This is a genomic window from Kaistia granuli DSM 23481, from assembly GCF_000380505.1.
Classification (GTDB): domain Bacteria; phylum Pseudomonadota; class Alphaproteobacteria; order Rhizobiales; family Kaistiaceae; genus Kaistia; species Kaistia granuli.
Window position 1 is genome coordinate 157,033 of the sequence record NZ_AQYH01000020.1, and the last position, 18,729, is coordinate 175,761.

Consider the following 18,729-nt stretch of genomic DNA (forward strand, 5'->3'; position numbering starts at 1 on the left):
TGCTATGTATTCAGCCATCGTCTTCCTCCCTCTTCTCGGCGCCATCCTCGCCGGCATCATTGCTCTGCGCGGCAGCTACTCCGCCGCCATGGTCGGTGCGCCGAAGGAGAGCTTCGCCGACGCGCATGATGATCACGCGCATGGCCACCACGGCCATGATGATCACGGCCATGACGACCATGGCCATGACGACCATGGTCACGACGGCCACGGCCATCACGCCGCGGCGCCGGGCTCCCGTCCGGCCGAGCTCATTACCACCGGCCTGCTGCTGGTCTCGGCCGTCCTGTCGTGGGTTGCCTTCCTGACGATCGGCTCGCCGGAAGGCGAGACTGTCCGGGTCAAGGTGCTGCCTTGGGTTGCCTCGGGCACGCTGTCCTTCGATTGGGCGCTGCGCATCGACACGCTGACCGCGATGATGCTGGTCGTCGTCACCTCGGTGTCGTCGCTCGTGCACGTCTACTCGATCGGCTACATGAGCCACGACGAGCACCGCCCGCGCTTCTTCGCCTACCTTTCGCTCTTCACCTTCGCCATGCTGATGCTGGTGACGTCGGACAATCTGTTCCAGATGTTCTTCGGCTGGGAGGGCGTCGGTCTCGCCTCGTACCTGCTGATCGGTTTCTGGTTCAAGCGTCCGGCCGCCAACGCCGCGGCCATCAAGGCCTTCGTCGTCAACCGCGTCGGTGACTTCGGCTTCGCGCTCGGCATTTTCGCGATCTTCGTGATGTTCGGCTCGGTCGATTTCGACACGATCTTCGCCAATACCGGCAGCGTCGCCGGCCAGACGATCCATTTCCTGTCGTGGGACCTCGATGCGCTGACGGTGATCTGCATCCTCCTGTTCATCGGTGCGATGGGCAAGTCGGCGCAGTTCCTGCTGCACACCTGGCTGCCGGACGCGATGGAGGGCCCGACCCCGGTCTCCGCGCTGATCCATGCCGCCACCATGGTGACGGCCGGCGTGTTCATGGTCGCCCGCATGTCGCCGCTGTTCGAGCTGGCGCCGACTGCGCTCACTGTCGTCACCTTCTTCGGCGCGACGACGGCGTTCTTCGCCGCCACCGTCGGCCTGGTGCAGAACGACATCAAGCGCGTCATCGCCTATTCGACCTGTTCGCAGCTCGGCTACATGTTTGTCGCGCTCGGCGTCGGTGCCTATGGCGCGGGCGTGTTCCATCTCTTCACGCACGCCTTCTTCAAGGCCCTGCTGTTCCTCGGCGCCGGCTCGGTGATCCATGCCGTCTCGGGCGAGCAGGACATGCGCAAGATGGGCGGCCTTCGCAAGAAGATCCCGGTCACCTACTGGACCATGATGATCGGCACGCTGGCGCTGACCGGCTTCCCGCTGACGGCAGGCTATTATTCGAAGGACGCGATCATCGAGAGCGCTTTCGTCGGCCACAACGCCTTCTCGGGCTACGCCTTCTTCATGGTCGTCGCCGCTGCCCTGATGACGTCGTTCTACTCCTGGCGCCTCGTGTTCATGACCTTCCACGGCAAGCCGCGCGCTTCCGAGGAAGTGATGAGCCACGTGCATGAATCGCCGCCGGTCATGACGATCCCGCTCTACGTGCTGTCGATCGGCGCGCTGTTCGCGGGCATTGTCTTCTCGAACTGGTTCATCGGCGAGGGCTACAACGAGTTCTGGAAGGGTGCGTTGTTCACCGGTCCGGACAACCACATCCTGCACGAGATGCATGGTGTGCCGGCTCTCGTGAAGTACTCGCCGTTCATCATGATGGTGATTGGCCTGTTGCTGGCCTACTACTTCTACATCCGGTCGCCCGAGACGCCGAAGCGCCTGGCCGCCGAGCACCCGCTGCTGTACCGCTTCCTGCTCAACAAGTGGTACTTCGACGAGTTGTACGACTTCCTGTTCGTGCGTCCCGCCAAGTGGCTCGGCCGCTTCCTCTGGAAGAAGGGCGACGGCTGGCTGATCGACGGTTTCGGGCCTGACGGTATCTCGGCGCGCGTCGTCGACGTCACCAACCGGGTTGTCCGGCTGCAGTCCGGCTACGTGTACCACTATGCCTTTGCCATGCTGATCGGCGTCGCTGCGCTGGTCACGTGGATGATGTTCGCGGGTTGAGGGGTTTTAGATGACTGACTGGCCGATCCTCTCGACCGTTACCTTCCTGCCAACGGTCGGCGCACTCCTGATCCTGCTCGTCCGTGGCGATGACGCCGCGGCGCGGCGCAACGTCTACTGGATCGCTCTCTGGACGACGATCGTCACCTTCCTGGTGTCGCTCCTGATCTGGATCGATTTCGACAACACCAGCGCCGGCTTCCAGTTCGTCGAGCGCACCGACTGGCTCGGTGGCAAGATCTCCTACTCGATGGGCGTCGACGGCATCTCGATGCTGTTCGTCATCCTGACGACGTTCCTGATGCCGATCTGCATCGTCGCGTCGAAGTACTCGGTGAAGAAGCGCTTCGCCGAATACATGGTGGCGTTCCTGATCCTCGAGACGCTGATGATCGGCGTGTTCTGCGCCACCGATCTGCTGCTGTTCTACGTCTTCTTCGAAGGCGGCCTGATCCCGATGTTCCTGATCATCGGCATCTGGGGCGGTACGCGGCGCGTCTATGCGGCATTCAAGTTCTTCCTCTACACGCTGCTCGGCTCGGTGCTGATGCTGCTCGCGATCATGGCGATGTACATCCAGGCCGGCACCACGGACATCCCGACGCTGCTGCAGTTCCAGTTCCCTGCCTCGATGCAGACCTGGCTCTGGATCGCCTTCTTCGCCTCGTTCGCGGTGAAGATGCCGATGTGGCCGGTGCACACTTGGCTTCCCGACGCGCACGTCGAGGCGCCGACGGCCGGCTCCGTCATCCTGGCGGGCGTGCTGCTGAAGATGGGTGGCTACGGCTTCCTGCGCTTCTCGCTGCCGATGTTCCCGCTCGCCTCGGCCGACTTCGCGCCCTTCATCTACACGCTCTCGGTCATCGCCATCATCTACACCTCGCTGGTGGCGCTGATGCAGCAGGACATGAAGAAGCTGATCGCCTATTCGTCGGTCGCCCATATGGGCTACGTGACCATGGGCATCTTCGCGATGAACCCGCAGGGCGTCGAAGGCGCGATCTTCCAGATGCTGTCGCACGGCATCGTCTCCGGCGCTCTGTTCCTCTGTGTCGGCGTGATCTACGACCGGATGCACACCCGCGAGATCGCCGCCTATGGCGGCCTGGTCAACCGGATGCCGTTCTACGCCTTCGCCTTCCTCGTCTTCACGATGGCGAATGTCGGCCTGCCGGGTACCAGCGGCTTCGTCGGCGAGTTCCTGGTGCTGATCGGCGTCTTCCGCGCCAACACCTGGGTTGCTGCCTTCGCCACCACCGGTGTCATCCTGTCAGCCAGCTACGCTCTGTGGCTCTACCGCAAGGTGATCTTCGGCGCGCTCGACAAGGCGTCGCTCAAGTCGATCTTCGATCTGTCGCGGCGCGAGGTTGCGATCCTCGTTCCGTTGGTCGTGCTGACGATCTTCTTTGGCGTCTATCCGATGCCCGTATTCAATGTGACGGGGCAGGCGGTCGACAATCTGATTACCAACTATCAGGCCGCGCTCTCTGCCGCCGGCAAGCTCGCGCTGGCAGCGCAGTGAGGAACACGGACAGATCATGATGGACCTCGCTACGTTTCCCTCCCTCGCGCCATTCCTGCCGGAACTGGTCCTGGCCGTCGGCGCCTTGGTGCTGCTGATGGTCGGCGCCTTTGGCGGTGAACGCTCGACGCCGCTCGTCACCACGCTGGCGGTGCTGCTCATCGCGGTCGCCGGGCTGGTCCTGCTGTTCAAGGCGGAAGACGGCGTGACTTTTGGCGGCGCCTTCGTGCTCGATCCGTTCGCCCGCTTCATGAAGGTGCTGGCGCTGATCGGCTCCGGCTTCGCGATCGTGATGTCGGTCAACTACTCGAAGCGCGAGAAGATCGCCCGCTTCGAGTATCCGGTGCTGATCCTGCTCGCCACCGTCGGCATGCTGCTGATGATCTCGGCGAACGATCTGATCGCCGCCTATCTCGGCCTCGAGCTGCAGTCGCTCGCGCTCTATGTCGTCGCGGCCAGCAACCGGGATTCCGTCAAGTCGACGGAAGCCGGCCTGAAGTACTTCGTCCTCGGCGCGCTGTCGTCGGGCATGCTGCTCTACGGTATGTCGCTGATCTACGGCTTCACCGGCCACACCCAGTTCGAAAGCATCGCCTCGACGCTGGCCACCGGCCCGATCCCGATCGGCGTCGTGTTCGGTCTGGTGTTCGTCATCTCGGGCATCGCCTTCAAGGTTTCGGCCGTGCCGTTCCACATGTGGACGCCGGACGTCTATGAGGGCGCGCCGACCCCGGTGACGGCCTTCTTCGCCGCCGCGCCGAAGGCCGCCGCCATCGCCTTGTTCGTCCGCGTTCTGCTCGGCTCGCTCGGCCCGGCCGCCGCCGACTGGCAGCAGGTCATCACCTTCATCGCGATCGCCTCGATGATCCTCGGTGCCTTCGCCGCGATCGGTCAGCGCAACATCAAGCGCCTGATGGCCTATTCGTCGATCGGCCATATGGGCTTCGCGCTTGTCGGCCTGGCGGCCGGCAACCAGTCGGGCGTGCAGGGCATCATCATCTACATGGCGATCTATGTCGCCATGACGCTCGGTGCCTTCGCGGTCATCCTGTTCATGCGCCGCAAGGGTCAGATGGTCGAGGAGATCAGCGATCTCGCCGGCCTGTCGCGCACCCATCCGGTGATCGCGTTCATCTTCGCCATGATCCTGTTCTCGCTGGCGGGCATCCCGCCGCTGGCCGGGTTCTTTGCGAAGTGGTACGTCTTCCTGGCGGCGATCGAGGCGCAGCTCTACGTGCTTGCCGTGATCGGCGTGCTGTCGAGCGTCGTGGGCGCCTACTACTACCTGCGCATCGTCAAGATCATGTATTTTGACGAGCCGGCCGGTGCCTTCGAGCCCATGCCGGGCGAGCTTCGCTTCGTGCTCGGCCTCTCCGGCGTCTTCGTCATCCTCTTCGTCTTCTTCGCCGGCCCGCTCGGCCAGGCGGCGAGCGTCGCGGCCAAGACCTTCTTCTGATTGATGAAGTTCAAGCTTGGCCGGGCCGCAGAGGACAATCTCTACCGTCTCCGATCCTATGAGACGGTAGGGTCCACGAATGCCGAGGCTCTGGCGGCGGCGCGTTCGGGGGATCCCGGGCGCTGCTGGTTCGTCACGGCGGAGCAGACCGAGGGCAGGGGCCGCCGAGGCCGCGCATGGGCGACGCCCGTGGGCAATCTCGCGGCCAGCCTGCTGGTGGTCGTCCCCAACAATCCCGCCATCGCCGCCACGCTCGGCTTCGCCGCCGGGCTGGCGCTCGACGAAGCGCTGCGGACCGTCGCGCCGGACCTGGTCCTGCGCATCGGCCTGGATGGCGTCGAGGGCCATGGCGAGGCAGGGCGGCGCGATCGTTTGCGTCTCAAATGGCCGAACGACGTCCTGCTCGACGGCGGCAAGCTCGCGGGTATCCTGCTCGAGGCGGAACCGCTCGCGGATGGCCGCCTCGCAGTCGTGATCGGCATCGGCGTAAATGTCGTCGCCGCGCCGGAAGGCTTGCCATATCCTGCGACATCGCTTGCAGCGCTCGGCGTCGGCATCGACGCGCCTCATTTGTTCCGCGCGCTTTCCGATTCCTGGGCGAGCGTGGCGCGGGTGTGGGATGATGGCCAGGGTTTCAAGGCGATCCGCCGGCTCTGGCTCGACAGGGCCGCGGGCCTCGGCGAAGCCGTGGTCGTGCGGGTAGGGGAACAGCGGTTCTCGGGCGTATTTGAAACGATTGACGAGGAAGGCCGGCTCGTCATGCGTTCTCCCGAGGGTGTGATAAGGACCATTGCCGCCGGCGAGGTTCATTTCGGTTCAGTGGCGACGTCGAGGCAATGAGCGCAAAAAAAGCAGCTATGGACGACTTCGTCTTCCTCCCCCTGGGCGGGGTTGGGGAGATCGGAATGAATCTCGGCCTCTATGGCTATGGTCCCTCCAACCGCCGACGCTGGCTGGCGGTGGATTTCGGCGTCAGTTTCGCCGGTCCCGATCTTCCCGGCGTCGATCTGGTTCTGCCGGATATCCGCTATCTGGTCGAAGAGCGCGATTTCATCGAAGCGATCGTCATCACCCATGCGCATGAGGACCATTTCGGCGCTCTGCTCGACCTGTGGCCGCGGCTGCGCGTGCCGGTCTATGCGAGCCCGTTCACCGCGGGCCTCCTGAACGCCAAGCGGGCGGCGCAGCCCGGTGCGCCCGAAATCCCGATTACCATCGTCACGCCGGGCGAGCGGGTGACGATCGGCGATTTCGAGGTCGAGTTTATCGCCGTCGCCCATTCGATCCTCGAACCGATGGCGCTGGCGATCCGCACGCCGCTCGGCACGGTGGTCCATACGGGCGACTGGAAGCTCGATCCGGAGCCGGTCCTCGGCCCGCTGACCGATGCGGCGCGGCTGGCCGAGATCGGCGACGAGGGCGTGCTCGCGCTCGTCTGCGATTCGACCAATGCCATGCGCGACGGTCGCAGTCCGAGCGAGACCGAGGTCGGCGCTTCGCTGACCGAGATCGTCAAGGAAGCGACCGGGCGTGTCGCCTTCACGACCTTTGCCTCCAATGTCGGCCGCATCAAATCGATCGCGCTGGCGGCGCAGGCGGCGGACCGCCAGGTCGTCGTCGTCGGTCGGGCGCTCCGGCGTGCGATCGAGGTCGCGACCGAGCTCGGCTACATGGAAGGTTTGCCGCCTTTCCTCGACGAGGAATCCTACGGCTACCTGCCGCGTTCGAAGGTGGTCGCCATTCTGACCGGCAGCCAGGGCGAGCCGCGCGCAGCGCTGGCCCGGATCGCCGAGGACGAGCACAAGTTCGTCGGGTTGTCGCCGGGCGATACGGTGGTGTTCTCGGCCCGCCCGATTCCGGGCAACGAGAAGGCGATTGGCAACATCATCAATGCGCTCTGCGACCAGGGCATCGTGGTGATCACCGACCGCGACCGTCTGGTGCATGTCTCCGGCCATCCGCGTCGCGACGAACTGGCCGAGATGTATGGCTGGGTCCGGCCGGAGATCGCCATCCCCGTGCATGGCGAGGCGATGCACCTGTGGGCGCATGCCGCCTTCGCCCGAGACATGGGCGTCAAGCAGGTCGTGCTGACGGAGAACGGCAATATCGTCCGCCTGGCGCCGGGACCCGCCGAGGAGATCGACGACGTTCCGGTCGGCCGGCTCTACAAGGACGGCATCATCATCGCCGATGCCGATGGCATCGGCGTGCCCGAGCGGCGCAAGCTGGCCTTTGCCGGCCATGTGGCGATCTCTGTGGTGCTCGACGCGAAGGGCAGCGTCGTCGTCGATCCCGAGATAGCGCTGACCGGCCTGCCGATTCAGGGCGTGTCCGGACACCCGTTCGAGGAGACCGTCATGACGGCGGTGCTCGGCACCATCGAGAGCATTCCGCGCGCCCGGCGTCGGGATCCCGAGCTGGTGCGCGAGGCGATCCGGCGCTCGGTCCGCGCCTCCGTCCGGCAGGCTTGGGGCAAAAAGCCACTTTGCACTGTCTTCGTCGCGGTCGTATGACGCCTTTGCGGACCTCGGCGCCGCGAAGGGAACCGTTCGGATGATTGGACGACTGAACCATGTGGCCATTGCGGTGTCCGATCTGGACGCCGCGGCGCGTGTCTATCGCGACACGCTGGGCGCCCGCGTGTCGGAACCGCTGCGCCTGCCCGAACATGGTGTGGTGACCATCTTCGTCGAGTTGCCGAATACCAAGATCGAGCTGCTGCAGCCGATCGGCGATGATTCGCCGATCGCCAAGTTTCTGGCGCGCAACCCGGACGGCGGCATCCATCACCTGTGCTACGAGGTTGACGACATCATCGCCGCGCGCGATCGGCTGAAGGCCGATGGCGCGCGTGTGCTGGGCGACGGCGAGCCGAAGATCGGCGCCCATGGTCGACCCGTCCTGTTCCTGCATCCGAAGGATTTCTTCGGAACGCTGGTCGAACTTGAGGAGGCTTGAGACATCATGCCGATCTACAGCATTCTGGCAGTCTACTTCATCATCTGGTGGCTGGTGCTTTTCGTCGTGTTGCCGTTCGGCGTGCGCACGCATGCCGAGGAGGGCAATGTCGTCCTCGGCACGACGCCGAGCGCACCGGCCAACCTCAACCTGCCGCGCAAGATGATCATCACCTCGATCATCAGCGCGATCGTCGTTTACGGCATCTGGTACGGCTATGTGAAAATGGGCTGGACGGCCGAGATGCTGGGTCGCTTCTCGTTCTGACGGCGACACGTCCGGATTGAGCCTGGCGCGACAATCTCGCGACGGGCTGGATGGCAATAAAAAAGGCAGGAAACCTTTCGGTTCCTGCCTCTAGAGTTCGCGTTCAACCCCTCAAAGCCGAGCTTTTCGCCCGATTGGCTTTGATCGAGCTCATTTTATCGAGCTCGGCGGCAGCAGCTTTTCAGCGCGCCAGAGGGGGCTTCCTCCCAAGACTTAGACCGCGTTGCCTTTGTTTGGAGCCACGCTTTTAGTGCGAGGTCCTTTGTTGTTCCCCGACGTTATCCAAAGGCATCTCGCTTGTCACCAAATTGTGCATCGGCAGCACATTTTTTTTGCGACAGTATGACTGACCTTAGTATTTAAGCCTCGAAACGGGCTGGCTTAAGCACTCGGCGGTGCGCCAGTACCACCTGGGGTCTGCTGCCCAAGAGTTGTTCAGATCGCCGCGACAATGGCGCTTGCGGCTGGCTCTTGTGTTTTCATCCGTCTATGGCTTGATGTCCGCCCATTCGACTCGCCTGGAGCCCATTTCTGATGCGTCTTTCCCGCTCGTTCCTGCCGATCCTCCGCGAGACACCGAAGGAAGCCGAGATCGTTTCGCATCGGCTCATGCTGCGGGCCGGACTGATCCGCCAGCAGAGCGCGGGCATCTATTCCTGGTTGCCGCTGGGCCAGAAGGTCCTGGCCAATATCCAGCGCATCGTCCGCGAGGAACAGAATCGCGCCGGCGCTGTCGAGATCCTGATGCCGACCATCCAGTCGGCCGATCTCTGGCGCGAAAGCGGCCGCTACGACGATTACGGCAAGGAGATGCTGCGCATCGAGGACCGGCATGAGCGCGAGATGCTCTACGGGCCGACGAACGAGGAGATGGTGACCGACATCTTCCGCAGCTACGTGCGCTCCTACAAGGAGCTGCCGCTGAACCTCTACCATATCCAGTGGAAGTTCCGCGACGAGGTGCGCCCCCGCTTCGGCGTCATGCGCGGCCGCGAATTCCTGATGAAGGACGCCTATTCCTTCGACATCGACGAGGCGGCCGCCCGTCGCGCCTACAACCGCATGTTCGTCGCCTATCTGCGGACGTTCGACCGGCTCGGCGTCAAGGCGATCCCGATGCGCGCCGATTCGGGCCCGATCGGTGGCGACGCCACGCATGAGTTCATCGTGCTCGCCTCCACCGGCGAGAGCGCGGTGTTCCTCGACAAGGCGGCGCTCGAGACGCCGATCCCCGGCGCCGACACCGATTTTGAAGGCGATCTGACGCCGATCGTCTCGGCCTGGACCGAGAAATACGCCGCGACCGAGGAAATGCACGACACGGCGGTATTCGACGCCCTGCCGGAAGGAAATCGTCTCGAGGCGCGCGGTATCGAGGTCGGCCAGGTTTTCTATTTCGGCACCAAATACTCCGAGCCGATGGGCGCCAAGGTCACCGGTCCCGACGGTGTCGAATACCCGGTTCACATGGGATCCTACGGCATCGGCGTGTCGCGCCTGGTCGCGGCGATCATCGAGGCGAGCCACGACGAGAGCGGCATCATCTGGCCGGAGGGCGTCGCGCCGTACCAGGTCGGTCTGATCAACCTGAAGGTCGGCGACGCCGCGACCGATCTCGCCTGCGACGGCCTGTATGAGCGCCTTACGAATGCCGGAATCGAAGTCCTCTACGATGACACAGAGGGTCGCGCGGGGGCGAAGTTTGCGAGCATGGACCTGATCGGTCTGCCCTGGCAGCTGATCGTTGGTCCGAAGGGACTTGAGCGTGGCGAAGTTGAGATCAAGCGACGGGCGACGGGCGAGCGCGAATCCGTTAGCTTGGATACGGCAGTGGCCAGACTACTTGGCAGCTCTTAACCCGCGGCGCGCCGCGATCGGGACAGGTATGGCTGAGCCGACCGGCACGAGACCTTTTGCGGCCTTTGAGTGGATGCTGGCGGGGCGCTATCTGCGCGCTCGCCGGCGCGAGACCTTCATCTCGATCATCGCGATCTTCTCTTTCATCGGCATCATGCTCGGCGTCGCGACGCTGATCATCGTCATGGCGGTGATGAACGGCTTCCGCGGCGAGCTGATTGACAAGATCCTCGGCATCAACGGCCATGTCGTGCTGCAGCCGACGGATACGCCATTCACGGATTTCGCCGATGTCGCGAGCCGGCTTGCGATGGTCAAGGGCGTCACGGCTGCGATCCCGCTCGTCGAGGGCCAGGTGCTGGCATCTGGCCCGACCAACTCGACCGGCGCGCTCGTGCGTGGTGTCCGCGCCGAGGACTTGCCGAGCATCCCGAGCGTCTCCAACAATGTGAAGCTCGGCACGCTCGAGAATTTCGATACCGCCGAGGGCGTCGCCATCGGCACCCGGCTCGCCACCAATATGGGCCTGACGATCGGCGACAAGCTGACGCTCGTCTCGCCACGCGGCAACGTCACGCCGATGGGCATGACACCGCGCATCAAGGCCTATCCGGTGGTGGCGATCTTCGAGATCGGCATGTCGGAATATGATTCGTCCTTCGTCTTCATGCCGTTTGCCGAGGCGCAGGCCTATTTCAATCTCGACGACAAGGCCTCGGCGATCGAGGTCTACATTGCCGATGCCGACGACACCGGTGCGCTGCGCGGGCCGATCGAGCAGGCGGCCGGCCGGCCGGTGCTGATGACCGACTGGCGCCAGCGCAACATGACATTCTTCTCGGCGCTCGAGGTCGAGCGCAACATGATGTTCATGATCCTGACGCTGATCGTGCTCGTCGCCGCGCTCAACATCATCTCCGGCCTCACCATGCTGGTGAAGGACAAGAGCCACGACATCGCCATCCTGCGGACCATGGGGGCGACGCGGGGGGCCATCCTTCGCGTGTTCTTCATCACCGGCGCTGCGATCGGCACCGTCGGCACGGCGGTAGGCGTCCTGCTTGGTACCGTCGTCTGCATGAACATCGAATCGATCCGCCAGTTCGTTTCCTGGCTGACGCGCACGGAGATATTCTCGCCCGAGCTTTACTTCCTGTCGCGGTTGCCGGCCGACATGAACCCCGGCGAGACGGTTTCGATCGTCATCATGGCACTGGTGCTGAGCTACCTGGCGACGCTCTATCCGGCGTGGCGGGCGGCGCGGCTCGATCCGGTCGAGGCCCTGCGGTACGAATGAGCGATACCTTGACCAATGAGAGACAGCGACAGCAGCCGGTCGGCCAGGCGGGGGCTCCCGCGCTTCGGCTGCTTCGCGTCGAGCGTCATTACAAGGAAGGCTCCGGCAAGCTCAGCATCCTGACCGGGGCGGATCTCGCCGTCTATCCAGGCGAGACGGTGGCGCTCGTGGCGCCGTCCGGCGCGGGCAAGTCGACTGTGCTGCATCTGGCGGGTCTGCTGGAACGGCCAGATGCCGGCGAAGTCGAGATCGGCGGCCGACTGGCCGGTTCACTCGGCGACGCCGAGAGAACGGCGATCCGCCGGCTGCAGATCGGCTTCGTCTATCAGTTCCATCACCTGCTGCCGGAATTCTCGGCGCTCGAGAACGTGATGATGCCGCAGCTGATCCGCGGGCTTCCCAAAAAGGAAGCGGCGCGGCGCGCGGCCGAGTTGCTCTCCTACATGAAGCTGGACGCGCGCAAGGCGCACCGGCCGTCCGAGCTTTCTGGCGGCGAGCAGCAGAGGGTGGCGATCGCCCGCGCGGTTGCCAATGCGCCGCGTCTCCTGCTCGCCGACGAGCCGACCGGTAATCTCGATCCGAAGACGTCGCACTATGTGTTCGACGCGCTCGACGCGCTCGTGCGGGCCTCCGGGCTTGCGGCGCTGATCGTGACGCACAACATGGAGCTGGCGGGGCGCATGGATCGCCGCATCACGCTCGAAGCAGGCAAGATCGTCGAGTTCTGACTCTTGCGCATTTCGTGCGTGGAAGCGGCGTTTCATAGGACGGCCATCCTGTGTGGTCCGGGAAATGAGACGACCGTTTCTCGAAGCCCCGTTGGGGCCTTGCTACCTTTGCCCATCCGATGACAGGCGCGCCCGTGCGGCGGCCCAAGATTGAGCAAGGAAGCACGATGCGACGCCTTCCGGTATTTACGGCCGCGATCCTGTTTGCGCTGAGCGGTGTTTCCGCCCATGCCGAGACCCCGACTTCGATCCTCAACGCTTCCTATGACGTGGCGCGCGAGCTCTACGTCGCCATCGACGCCGCCTATGTGGCGAAATATGCGAAGGACACGGGCAAGACCCTGGAGGTCAAGCAGTCGCATGCCGGCTCGTCGAAGCAGGCTCGCTCAATTCTCGAGGGTCTCGACGCGGACGTCGTCACCTTCAACCAGGCAACCGACATCCAGGTACTGGCCGACAAGGGCTTCGTCGCGGCCGACTGGGCCGAAAAGTTCCCGAACGGCGCGTCGCCCTATTATTCGCTGCCGGTCTTCCTCGTCCGCGCCGGCAATCCGAAGGGCATCAAGGACTGGAGCGATCTGGTCCGCGACGACGTCAAGCTGGTCTTCCCGAACCCGAAGACCTCCGGCAACGCCCGCTACACCTATCTGGCCGCCACCGCCTACGCCAAGGAAGCCTTCGGCAATGACGAGGCGAAGGTCGACGCGTTCATCAAGAAGTTCCTCGCCAATGTCGCGGTGTTCGACACCGGTGGCCGCGCCGCCACGACCACTTTCGTCGAGCGCGAGATCGGCGACGTGCTGATCACCTTCGAGACCGAAACCACCGGCATCCGCAAGGAGTTCGGAGTCGACAAGTTCGACACCGTCGTGCCGTCCGTCAGCCTGCTGGCCGATTTCCCGGTCGCGGTCGTCGACAAGGTCGCCGACAAGCGCGGCTCGAAGGAGATCGCCACCGACTATCTGAACTTCCTCTATTCGCCGGAAGGCCAGACGATCCTCGCCGAGTTCGGCAACCGCGTGCGCGACAAGGCCGTGGCCGAGAAATACGCCGGGTCGTTCCAGCCGGTGCGCCTCGTCACCATCGAGGACGTGTTCGGCGGCTGGCCTACCGTGAACAAGAAGTATTTCGGTTCCGACGGCCTTCTCGATCAGCAGCTCGCCGGCCAGTGACCTCCCTTGATGTGAGCGTGGGCGAGGTTGGCGCGGGGGCGCGCCAACGCTCACGGAAGATATATGGAAGAGGGCAAGGCCGGGTCGTTCCCGGCTTTCGCCTTTCGTTGGGCGTGACGCTGCTCTACGCGGCGCTGATTATCTGCTTGCCGCTCGCGACGCTGATCGTGGTCGGCGCTCGTCTCGGGCCGGCCGAGTATTGGGCCGTCGTCAGCTCGCCGAGGGCGCTCGCCAGCTACCGGGTGACGCTGGGCGCCGCGGCGCTCGCCACCCTCTTCAACACCATCTACGGCTTCGCGCTCGCCTGGGTGCTAGTCCGTCACGAATTTCCCGGCCGTCGCGTGCTCGACGCCGTTGTCGATCTGCCCTTTGCCTTGCCGACTGCCGTCGCCGGCATCGCGCTGACGGCGCTCTTCGCCAGGAATGGCTGGTTCGGCGAGCCGCTGAGCCTCATCGGCATCAAGGTCGCCTATACCCAGCTCGGCATCGCGCTCGCCATGGCCTTCACCAGCCTGCCCTTTATCGTCCGGACCTTGCAGCCGGTGATGGAGGAACTCGACGGCGAGATCGAGGAGGCGGCCCGCACGCTCGGCGCCGGCAATGTCACAATCTTCTTCCGTGTCGTGCTGCCGATCCTGGTACCGGCGCTGCTGGCGGGTGTTTCGCTCGCCTTCGCCCGCTGCCTGGGCGAATTCGGCGCGGTCATCTTCATCGCCGGCAACCAGCCCTATCAGACCGAGATCACGGCCTTGCTCGCCTTCATCCGCATCGAGGAATACGAGTATTCGGCCGCCGCTGCGATCGCGACGGTGATGCTCGGCACCGCCTTCGTGCTGCTCGTCGTTACCAACGCGCTGCAGGCCTATGCCCGCCGGCACGAGCTGACGCCATGAGCGCCGCCTCGGGGACTTCCCGCGGACAGCCGCAACGGGGCTGGTCTCGCTACGTGTTGCTTGGCAGCGTCCTGCTGGTGACCGCGATCGTGATCGGCGCGCCGATCCTGGCGGTCTTCATCCAGGCGCTGTCGCAGGGGCTCGCCATCGCGCTCGAATCGCTTGCCCATCCCGATACGCGGGCGGCGATCTGGCTCAGCGTGGTGGTCGCCATCGTCGTTGTGCCTGTCAACACGCTGTTCGGCATCGCCGCCGCTTGGTCGATCGCCAAGTTCCGCTTCCCAGGGCGCAAGCTGCTCCTGGCGATCGTCGAGCTGCCGTTCTCGGTCTCGCCGATCGTCGCCGGTATTTCCTATCTGTTCGTCTATGGCGGGCAGGGGCTGTTCGGGCCGTTCCTGGAGGCGCACGATCTCAAGATCATGTTCGCCCTGCCGGGCATCATCCTCGCCACGACCTTCGTGACGGCGCCTTTCGTTGCGCGCGAACTGCTCCCGCTGATGCAGCTGCAGGGCAATAGCGACGAGGAGGTCGCGGCGACGCTCGGCGCGCATGGCTGGCAGACCTTCTTCCGCGTCACGCTGCCGAATATCCGCTGGGGCCTGCTCTACGGTGTCGTCCTCTGCAACGCGCGCGTGCTCGGCGAATTCGGCGCCGTGTCGATCGTGTCCGGCAATATCCGCGGCGAGACCAACACGCTGCCGCTGCATGTCGAGATGCTCTATCATGACTACAACGCCGCCGGCGCTTTCGCGGCGGCGGCTGTGCTGACGCTGGTGGCGCTCGTCACGCTCCTGGTCAAGACGCTGCTGGAGCGCGTCTCCAGCCACGCCTGACGAACCGGCGCGGCGGGGTCAGCAATGGCTGAGCCGCGCCAGTTCCAGCGGGCGCTTCAACAGCACGTGGCGGGACGTTTCCAGGCTGATCGTGCCGGCGCCTTCGAGTTGCGTCATCGTGCGCGACACGGTCTCGATGGTGAGGCCGAGATAGTCCGCGATGTCCTGGCGCGACATCGGCAGCTCGATTTCGTCGTCGCTGCCCTGACGTTCCGCCATCTGGCTCAGGAACGAAGCGATCTTCTCCAGCGCCGTCTTGCGGCCGAGGAGCAGGGCGTGGCGCTGGCTGGCGTCGAGGCTCTGCGCCGTCACCTCCCAGAGCGACCGCGCGATCTCGGGCTCGCGGCCGGCGGCGGCGTAGGCGGCGCTGCGGCTGATCAGGTGCACGGTGACGTCGGTGATGGCTTCCGCCGCGAAGCAATGCGTGCCCCGCGCCTCCATGCCGAAGTAGCCGCCCGGCATCACGAAGGCGCCGATCTGGCGACGGCCGTCGCACAGCAGCTTGCAGGTGCGCACGGTTCCCTCGATGACCTGATAGATGTAGTCGGCAGGGTCTTCCTCGCCGACAATCTCGGTGCCGCGCTCATAGTGCAGCGTGATGCCCATCAGGCCGATGAAATCAGACGGTGCCGAGCGCGTGTCACGGGAGACGATCGGCAGGGTGCGGTGGGGCGTGTCCGAAACGAGGCTTCGAGCGGTTGCCACAGACGTCAGCATGTCGTCATCCTTGAATTCCATCAGCGTTGTCGTTCGATTAAGCCGATGCCGAGCGCGACAAAATTCAGATCATGTACCTAAGGGATATCACTTAGGTGCCGGGTTTCCATTCGAGAGGTAGGTTGGGTGTTCATGCCAAGCGCGGCAATCAGGGCCGGAGTTGAGACGACGCGATGCCGGAGGCTGGCGATCCGGTCATGACATTTCTCTCCCGGCAGGATCCGGGCGCGCGTCGCATCATCCTGGCCTCGGCTGTCATCGCCGGGCTCATCGGTGTTGCGACCTTCCTGTCGCTGCAGCCGATCTTCAAGGCGCAATCCGCCTTTCTGCTCTACATCCCCGCTGTGATCGTGGCCGCCGGTATCGGAGGCCTCTGGCCGGGCGTCGTCGCGACCCTGGTCAGTCTGGTCCTCGGCTCGGCGATCCATGTGAGCGCCAGCGGACTCGACGCGCCGCATGTGTGGAGCGGGGCGGCGTTCGCCGTGATCGGCGGCAGCCTGGCCGTGCTGGGCGAATGGCTGCTACGGGTGCGGCGCCAGTTGGCGACGGCGGCAGCGGACCTGCGCTACCGCGAGGCACATCTGCGCTCGATCCTCGATACCATTCCCGACGCGATGATCGTCATTGACGAGACTGGGCTGGTGCAGTCCTTCAGCGCTGCGGCCGAGCGCATGTTCGGCTATGACGCCGCCGAGATCGTCGGCAATAACGTCAAGCTGCTGATGCCCTCCTCTTATAGCGATCAGCATGACGGCTATCTGCAGCGTTACCGGCAGACCGGCGAGCGGCGGATCATCGGCATCGGCCGTATCGTCGTCGGCGAGCGCAAGGACGGCTCGACCTTCCCGATGGAACTCGCCGTCGGCGAGATGCGCTCGGGCGAACAGCGCTATTTTACCGGCTTCATCCGGGATCTGTCGCAGCGCCAGGAGACGGAGGCGCGGCTGCAAGAGTTGCAGGCCGAGCTCGTGCATATCTCGCGGGTGACGGCGATGGGCGAGATCGCCTCGACGCTGGCGCATGAACTGAACCAGCCGCTGTCGGCGGTCGCCAACTATCTGCGCGGATCGCGGCGGTTGCTGGAAAGCGGCTCGGCCGAGAACATCCCAAAGGTTCGCGCGGCGCTCGAAAGTGCGGCGGACCAGGCGTTGCGAGCCGGCGAGATCATCCGCCGCCTGCGCGATTTCCTGGCGCGCGGCGAGACCGAGAAGCGGGTCGAGAGCCTGGCTCGGCTACTGGAGGAAGCGAGCGCGCTGGCGCTTGTCGGCGCCCGGGAGAAAGGCATCCGGATCCGGTTCCAGCTCGATCCCGAGCTGGATCTGTTGTTTGGCGACCGGGTGCAGATCCAGCAGGTCCTGGTCAATCTGATGCGCAATGCCATCGACGCGATGGACGAGGGCGGCGGCAAGGACCTGACTATTTCCAGCGAGGCCGAATCGGGCGACATGATCCGGATCAAGGTGCTCGACCGCGGAACGGGGATCGCGCCGGATGTCATGGCGCGGCTGTTCCAGCCGTTCGTGACGACGAAGCAGACCGGCATGGGTGTCGGCCTGTCGATCTGCAGGACCATCATCGAGGCGCATGGCGGCCGGATCTGGGCCGAGGGCAATCCAGGCGGCGGAACCATCTTCAACTTCACCATTCCCGCCGTCCGTATCGAGGAGACTGAGCGTGTCAGCTGAGGCCGTCATCCATGTCATCGATGATGATGACGCCGTGCGGGATTCGCTCGCCTTCCTGTTCGAGAGCGCCGATCTCACCGTCCGCACTTATGGCTCTGCCCAAGCGTTCCTCGCCGTGGCGCCGGTGTTGGTGGGCGGCTGTGTCGTCACCGATGTGCGCATGCCCGAAATCAACGGCATCGAGATGCTGAAGCGCCTGAAGGCGCAGGGAAGCCTGTTGCCCGTCATCGTCATCACCGGTCATGCCGACATAGCGCTCGCCGTCGAGGCGATGAAGAGCGGTGCCGTCGACTTCATGGAAAAGCCGTTCGACGACGAGGCGATGCTGCGCGCGGTCCGGACCGCGCTGGTCCGACACAGCCAGACGCTGGAGGAGGGCCAGCAGCGCGCCGAGATCCGCCAGCGTCTCGCGACGCTCTCCAACCGCGAGCAACAGGTGCTGGAAGGGCTGGTCGCCGGCCATGCCAACAAGCGCATTGCGCATGAGCTGGATATCAGCCCCCGCACGGTCGAGATCTATCGCGCCCATGTCATGACCAAGATGGAGGCCGCCAGCCTGTCCGAGCTGGTGCGGATGGCGCTGATCGTCGGCATGTCGGGAAGCATCGCCACCACGGACAACTGAGCGAGAAACGTCTCGCCTTGCGATGGATCAATGCCGCCGGAATGCCGCCGATCCAGACTGCACGCTTTCCGCCGCGAACCGTCTGAGCGATGTCCGTCCTTGCAACCTTAGATCCGGATCCGGGATTGGTCTTCGTCGTCGACGGCGATGCCGCCGTACGGCGCTCGTTGCGTTTCGCCCTCGGGATCGACGGGTTCCGTGTCGAGACCTATTCGGATGCCGAGAGCTTTCTGAGGTTCGCCGAGCGCGCTGAGCGGGCCTGTCTGGTGGTCGATCATCATCTCGCCGACATGACCGGCGTCGACCTGATTGAGCGGCTGCGGGCGCGCGACTGGACCATCCCGTTCATCCTGACCGTGACCAATCCGTCGCCGGCGCTGGTTCGCCGCGTCACCGCCGCCGGTATTGCGCTGGTGGAGAAGCCTTTGCTCGGTAATGCGCTGCTGGACCAGATCCGCGAAGCCTTCGCCCCAGCCTCCAACATCCCGCACTGAGCGGAGCGGCCCTGTCACCGTCGTCGGAGGCGGGGTGCCGGCCGGCGCGGGAATGCCGACGCGGACCGTGCCTCCCGAATCAGGCGGCGCGTGCTACGACGCTCCTGGGTGCAACGGCGAACAGGACAGC

At 64.6% G+C, this 18,729-nt stretch carries 17 protein-coding genes; 16 read left to right on the top strand and 1 reads right to left on the bottom strand.

All coding sequences use genetic code 11. The features are described from left to right. The first annotated feature begins 4 nt into the window (after positions 1-4). The 13 genes from nuoL to cysW all read left to right on the top strand — a co-directional run bounded on the left by nuoL (position 5) and on the right by cysW (position 15,078). Positions 5-2,092: an NADH-quinone oxidoreductase subunit L gene (gene nuoL / locus G342_RS0122340; protein ID WP_018185401.1), complete on the top strand. Its 2,088-nt coding sequence runs from the start codon at positions 5-7 to the stop codon at positions 2,090-2,092. A gap of 10 nt (positions 2,093-2,102) precedes the next feature. Beyond that, positions 2,103-3,614 (top strand): NADH-quinone oxidoreductase subunit M, encoded by a 1,512-nt coding sequence (locus G342_RS0122345; RefSeq protein ID WP_018185402.1) that lies wholly within the window; start codon positions 2,103-2,105, stop codon positions 3,612-3,614. Between the two features lie 16 nt (positions 3,615-3,630). Then, a complete protein-coding gene (gene nuoN / locus G342_RS0122350; RefSeq protein WP_018185403.1) occupies positions 3,631-5,070 on the top strand; it encodes an NADH-quinone oxidoreductase subunit NuoN in 1,440 nt (479 codons plus the stop codon). A gap of 3 nt (positions 5,071-5,073) precedes the next feature. Then, the gene (locus G342_RS0122355) at positions 5,074-5,910 is read left to right on the top strand and encodes a biotin--[acetyl-CoA-carboxylase] ligase (protein ID WP_026304708.1); all 837 of its coding nucleotides are present in this window, start codon (positions 5,074-5,076) and stop codon (positions 5,908-5,910) included. Between the two features lie 17 nt (positions 5,911-5,927). After that, positions 5,928-7,586, top strand: a complete 1,659-nt coding sequence (locus G342_RS0122360) for a ribonuclease J (protein ID WP_018185405.1) — start codon at positions 5,928-5,930, stop codon at positions 7,584-7,586. Between the two features lie 40 nt (positions 7,587-7,626). After that, entirely contained in the window at positions 7,627-8,031 is a 405-nt protein-coding gene (mce, locus tag G342_RS0122365; protein WP_018185406.1) for a methylmalonyl-CoA epimerase, read from the top strand. Between the two features lie 6 nt (positions 8,032-8,037). Beyond that, a complete protein-coding gene (locus tag G342_RS0122370; RefSeq protein WP_018185407.1) occupies positions 8,038-8,298 on the top strand; it encodes a DUF1467 family protein in 261 nt (86 codons plus the stop codon). A gap of 534 nt (positions 8,299-8,832) precedes the next feature. Further along, positions 8,833-10,155, top strand: a complete 1,323-nt coding sequence (gene proS / locus G342_RS0122375; RefSeq protein WP_018185408.1) for a proline--tRNA ligase — start codon at positions 8,833-8,835, stop codon at positions 10,153-10,155. Between the two features lie 16 nt (positions 10,156-10,171). Beyond that, positions 10,172-11,452: a lipoprotein-releasing ABC transporter permease subunit gene (locus tag G342_RS0122380; protein ID WP_425402254.1), complete on the top strand. Its 1,281-nt coding sequence runs from the start codon at positions 10,172-10,174 to the stop codon at positions 11,450-11,452. Beyond that, a complete protein-coding gene (locus G342_RS0122385; protein WP_018185410.1) occupies positions 11,449-12,180 on the top strand; it encodes an ABC transporter ATP-binding protein in 732 nt (243 codons plus the stop codon). Before G342_RS0122380 ends, G342_RS0122385 begins: the two co-directional genes overlap by 4 nt. Before the next feature lie 167 nt (positions 12,181-12,347). Then, positions 12,348-13,352, top strand: a complete 1,005-nt coding sequence (gene cysP / locus G342_RS0122390; protein ID WP_018185411.1) for a thiosulfate ABC transporter substrate-binding protein CysP — start codon at positions 12,348-12,350, stop codon at positions 13,350-13,352. A 107-nt stretch (positions 13,353-13,459) separates the two neighbouring features. After that, entirely contained in the window at positions 13,460-14,245 is a 786-nt protein-coding gene (gene cysT / locus G342_RS0122395; protein WP_018185412.1) for a sulfate ABC transporter permease subunit CysT, read from the top strand. Further along, positions 14,242-15,078, top strand: coding sequence for a sulfate ABC transporter permease subunit CysW (gene cysW / locus G342_RS25025; protein ID WP_040879283.1), 837 nt, complete (start codon positions 14,242-14,244; stop codon positions 15,076-15,078). The genes cysT and cysW overlap by 4 nt, the downstream gene beginning before the upstream one ends. 18 nt (positions 15,079-15,096) lie before the next feature. Here the strand turns inward: cysW and G342_RS0122405 are convergent, their stop codons facing one another. Beyond that, positions 15,097-15,816: a helix-turn-helix domain-containing protein gene (locus G342_RS0122405; protein ID WP_018185414.1), complete on the bottom strand. Its 720-nt coding sequence runs from the start codon at positions 15,814-15,816 to the stop codon at positions 15,097-15,099. 176 nt (positions 15,817-15,992) lie between these two features. Between G342_RS0122405 and G342_RS0122410 the strand changes: the two genes are divergently transcribed. The 3 genes from G342_RS0122410 (at position 15,993) to G342_RS0122420 (ending at position 18,599) form a co-directional block, all read left to right on the top strand. Then, complete coding sequence (locus G342_RS0122410; protein ID WP_156831068.1) at positions 15,993-17,480, top strand: PAS domain S-box protein; 1,488 nt, start codon at positions 15,993-15,995, stop codon at positions 17,478-17,480. After that, positions 17,470-18,105 carry a response regulator FixJ gene (fixJ, locus tag G342_RS0122415; RefSeq protein WP_018185416.1) on the top strand — a complete coding sequence of 212 codons (636 nt, stop codon included), beginning with the start codon at positions 17,470-17,472 and terminating at the stop codon, positions 18,103-18,105. Before G342_RS0122410 ends, fixJ begins: the two co-directional genes overlap by 11 nt. 125 nt (positions 18,106-18,230) lie before the next feature. Next, the gene (locus G342_RS0122420) at positions 18,231-18,599 is read left to right on the top strand and encodes a response regulator transcription factor (RefSeq protein WP_018185417.1); all 369 of its coding nucleotides are present in this window, start codon (positions 18,231-18,233) and stop codon (positions 18,597-18,599) included. Positions 18,600-18,729: the final 130 nt, after the last annotated feature.

Excerpts from the sequence above, each read along its gene's own strand:
- nuoL (WP_018185401.1), top strand. The coding sequence starts at position 5 with ATGTATTCAGCCATCGTCTTCCTCCCTCTTCTCGGCGCCATCCTCGCC.
- G342_RS0122345 (WP_018185402.1), top strand. The coding sequence starts at position 2,103 with ATGACTGACTGGCCGATCCTCTCGACCGTTACCTTCCTGCCAACGGTC.
- cysP (WP_018185411.1), top strand. The coding sequence starts at position 12,348 with ATGCGACGCCTTCCGGTATTTACGGCCGCGATCCTGTTTGCGCTGAGC.
- G342_RS0122410 (WP_156831068.1), top strand. The coding sequence starts at position 15,993 with ATGACATTTCTCTCCCGGCAGGATCCGGGCGCGCGTCGCATCATCCTG.
- nuoN (WP_018185403.1), top strand. The coding sequence starts at position 3,631 with ATGATGGACCTCGCTACGTTTCCCTCCCTCGCGCCATTCCTGCCGGAA.
- G342_RS0122405 (WP_018185414.1), bottom strand. The coding sequence starts at position 15,816 with ATGGAATTCAAGGATGACGACATGCTGACGTCTGTGGCAACCGCTCGA.
- G342_RS0122360 (WP_018185405.1), top strand. The coding sequence starts at position 5,928 with ATGGACGACTTCGTCTTCCTCCCCCTGGGCGGGGTTGGGGAGATCGGA.
- proS (WP_018185408.1), top strand. The coding sequence starts at position 8,833 with ATGCGTCTTTCCCGCTCGTTCCTGCCGATCCTCCGCGAGACACCGAAG.
- G342_RS0122355 (WP_026304708.1), top strand. The coding sequence starts at position 5,074 with ATGAAGTTCAAGCTTGGCCGGGCCGCAGAGGACAATCTCTACCGTCTC.
- G342_RS0122370 (WP_018185407.1), top strand. The coding sequence starts at position 8,038 with ATGCCGATCTACAGCATTCTGGCAGTCTACTTCATCATCTGGTGGCTG.
- mce (WP_018185406.1), top strand. The coding sequence starts at position 7,627 with ATGATTGGACGACTGAACCATGTGGCCATTGCGGTGTCCGATCTGGAC.
- cysW (WP_040879283.1), top strand. The coding sequence starts at position 14,242 with ATGAGCGCCGCCTCGGGGACTTCCCGCGGACAGCCGCAACGGGGCTGG.
- G342_RS0122385 (WP_018185410.1), top strand. The coding sequence starts at position 11,449 with ATGAGCGATACCTTGACCAATGAGAGACAGCGACAGCAGCCGGTCGGC.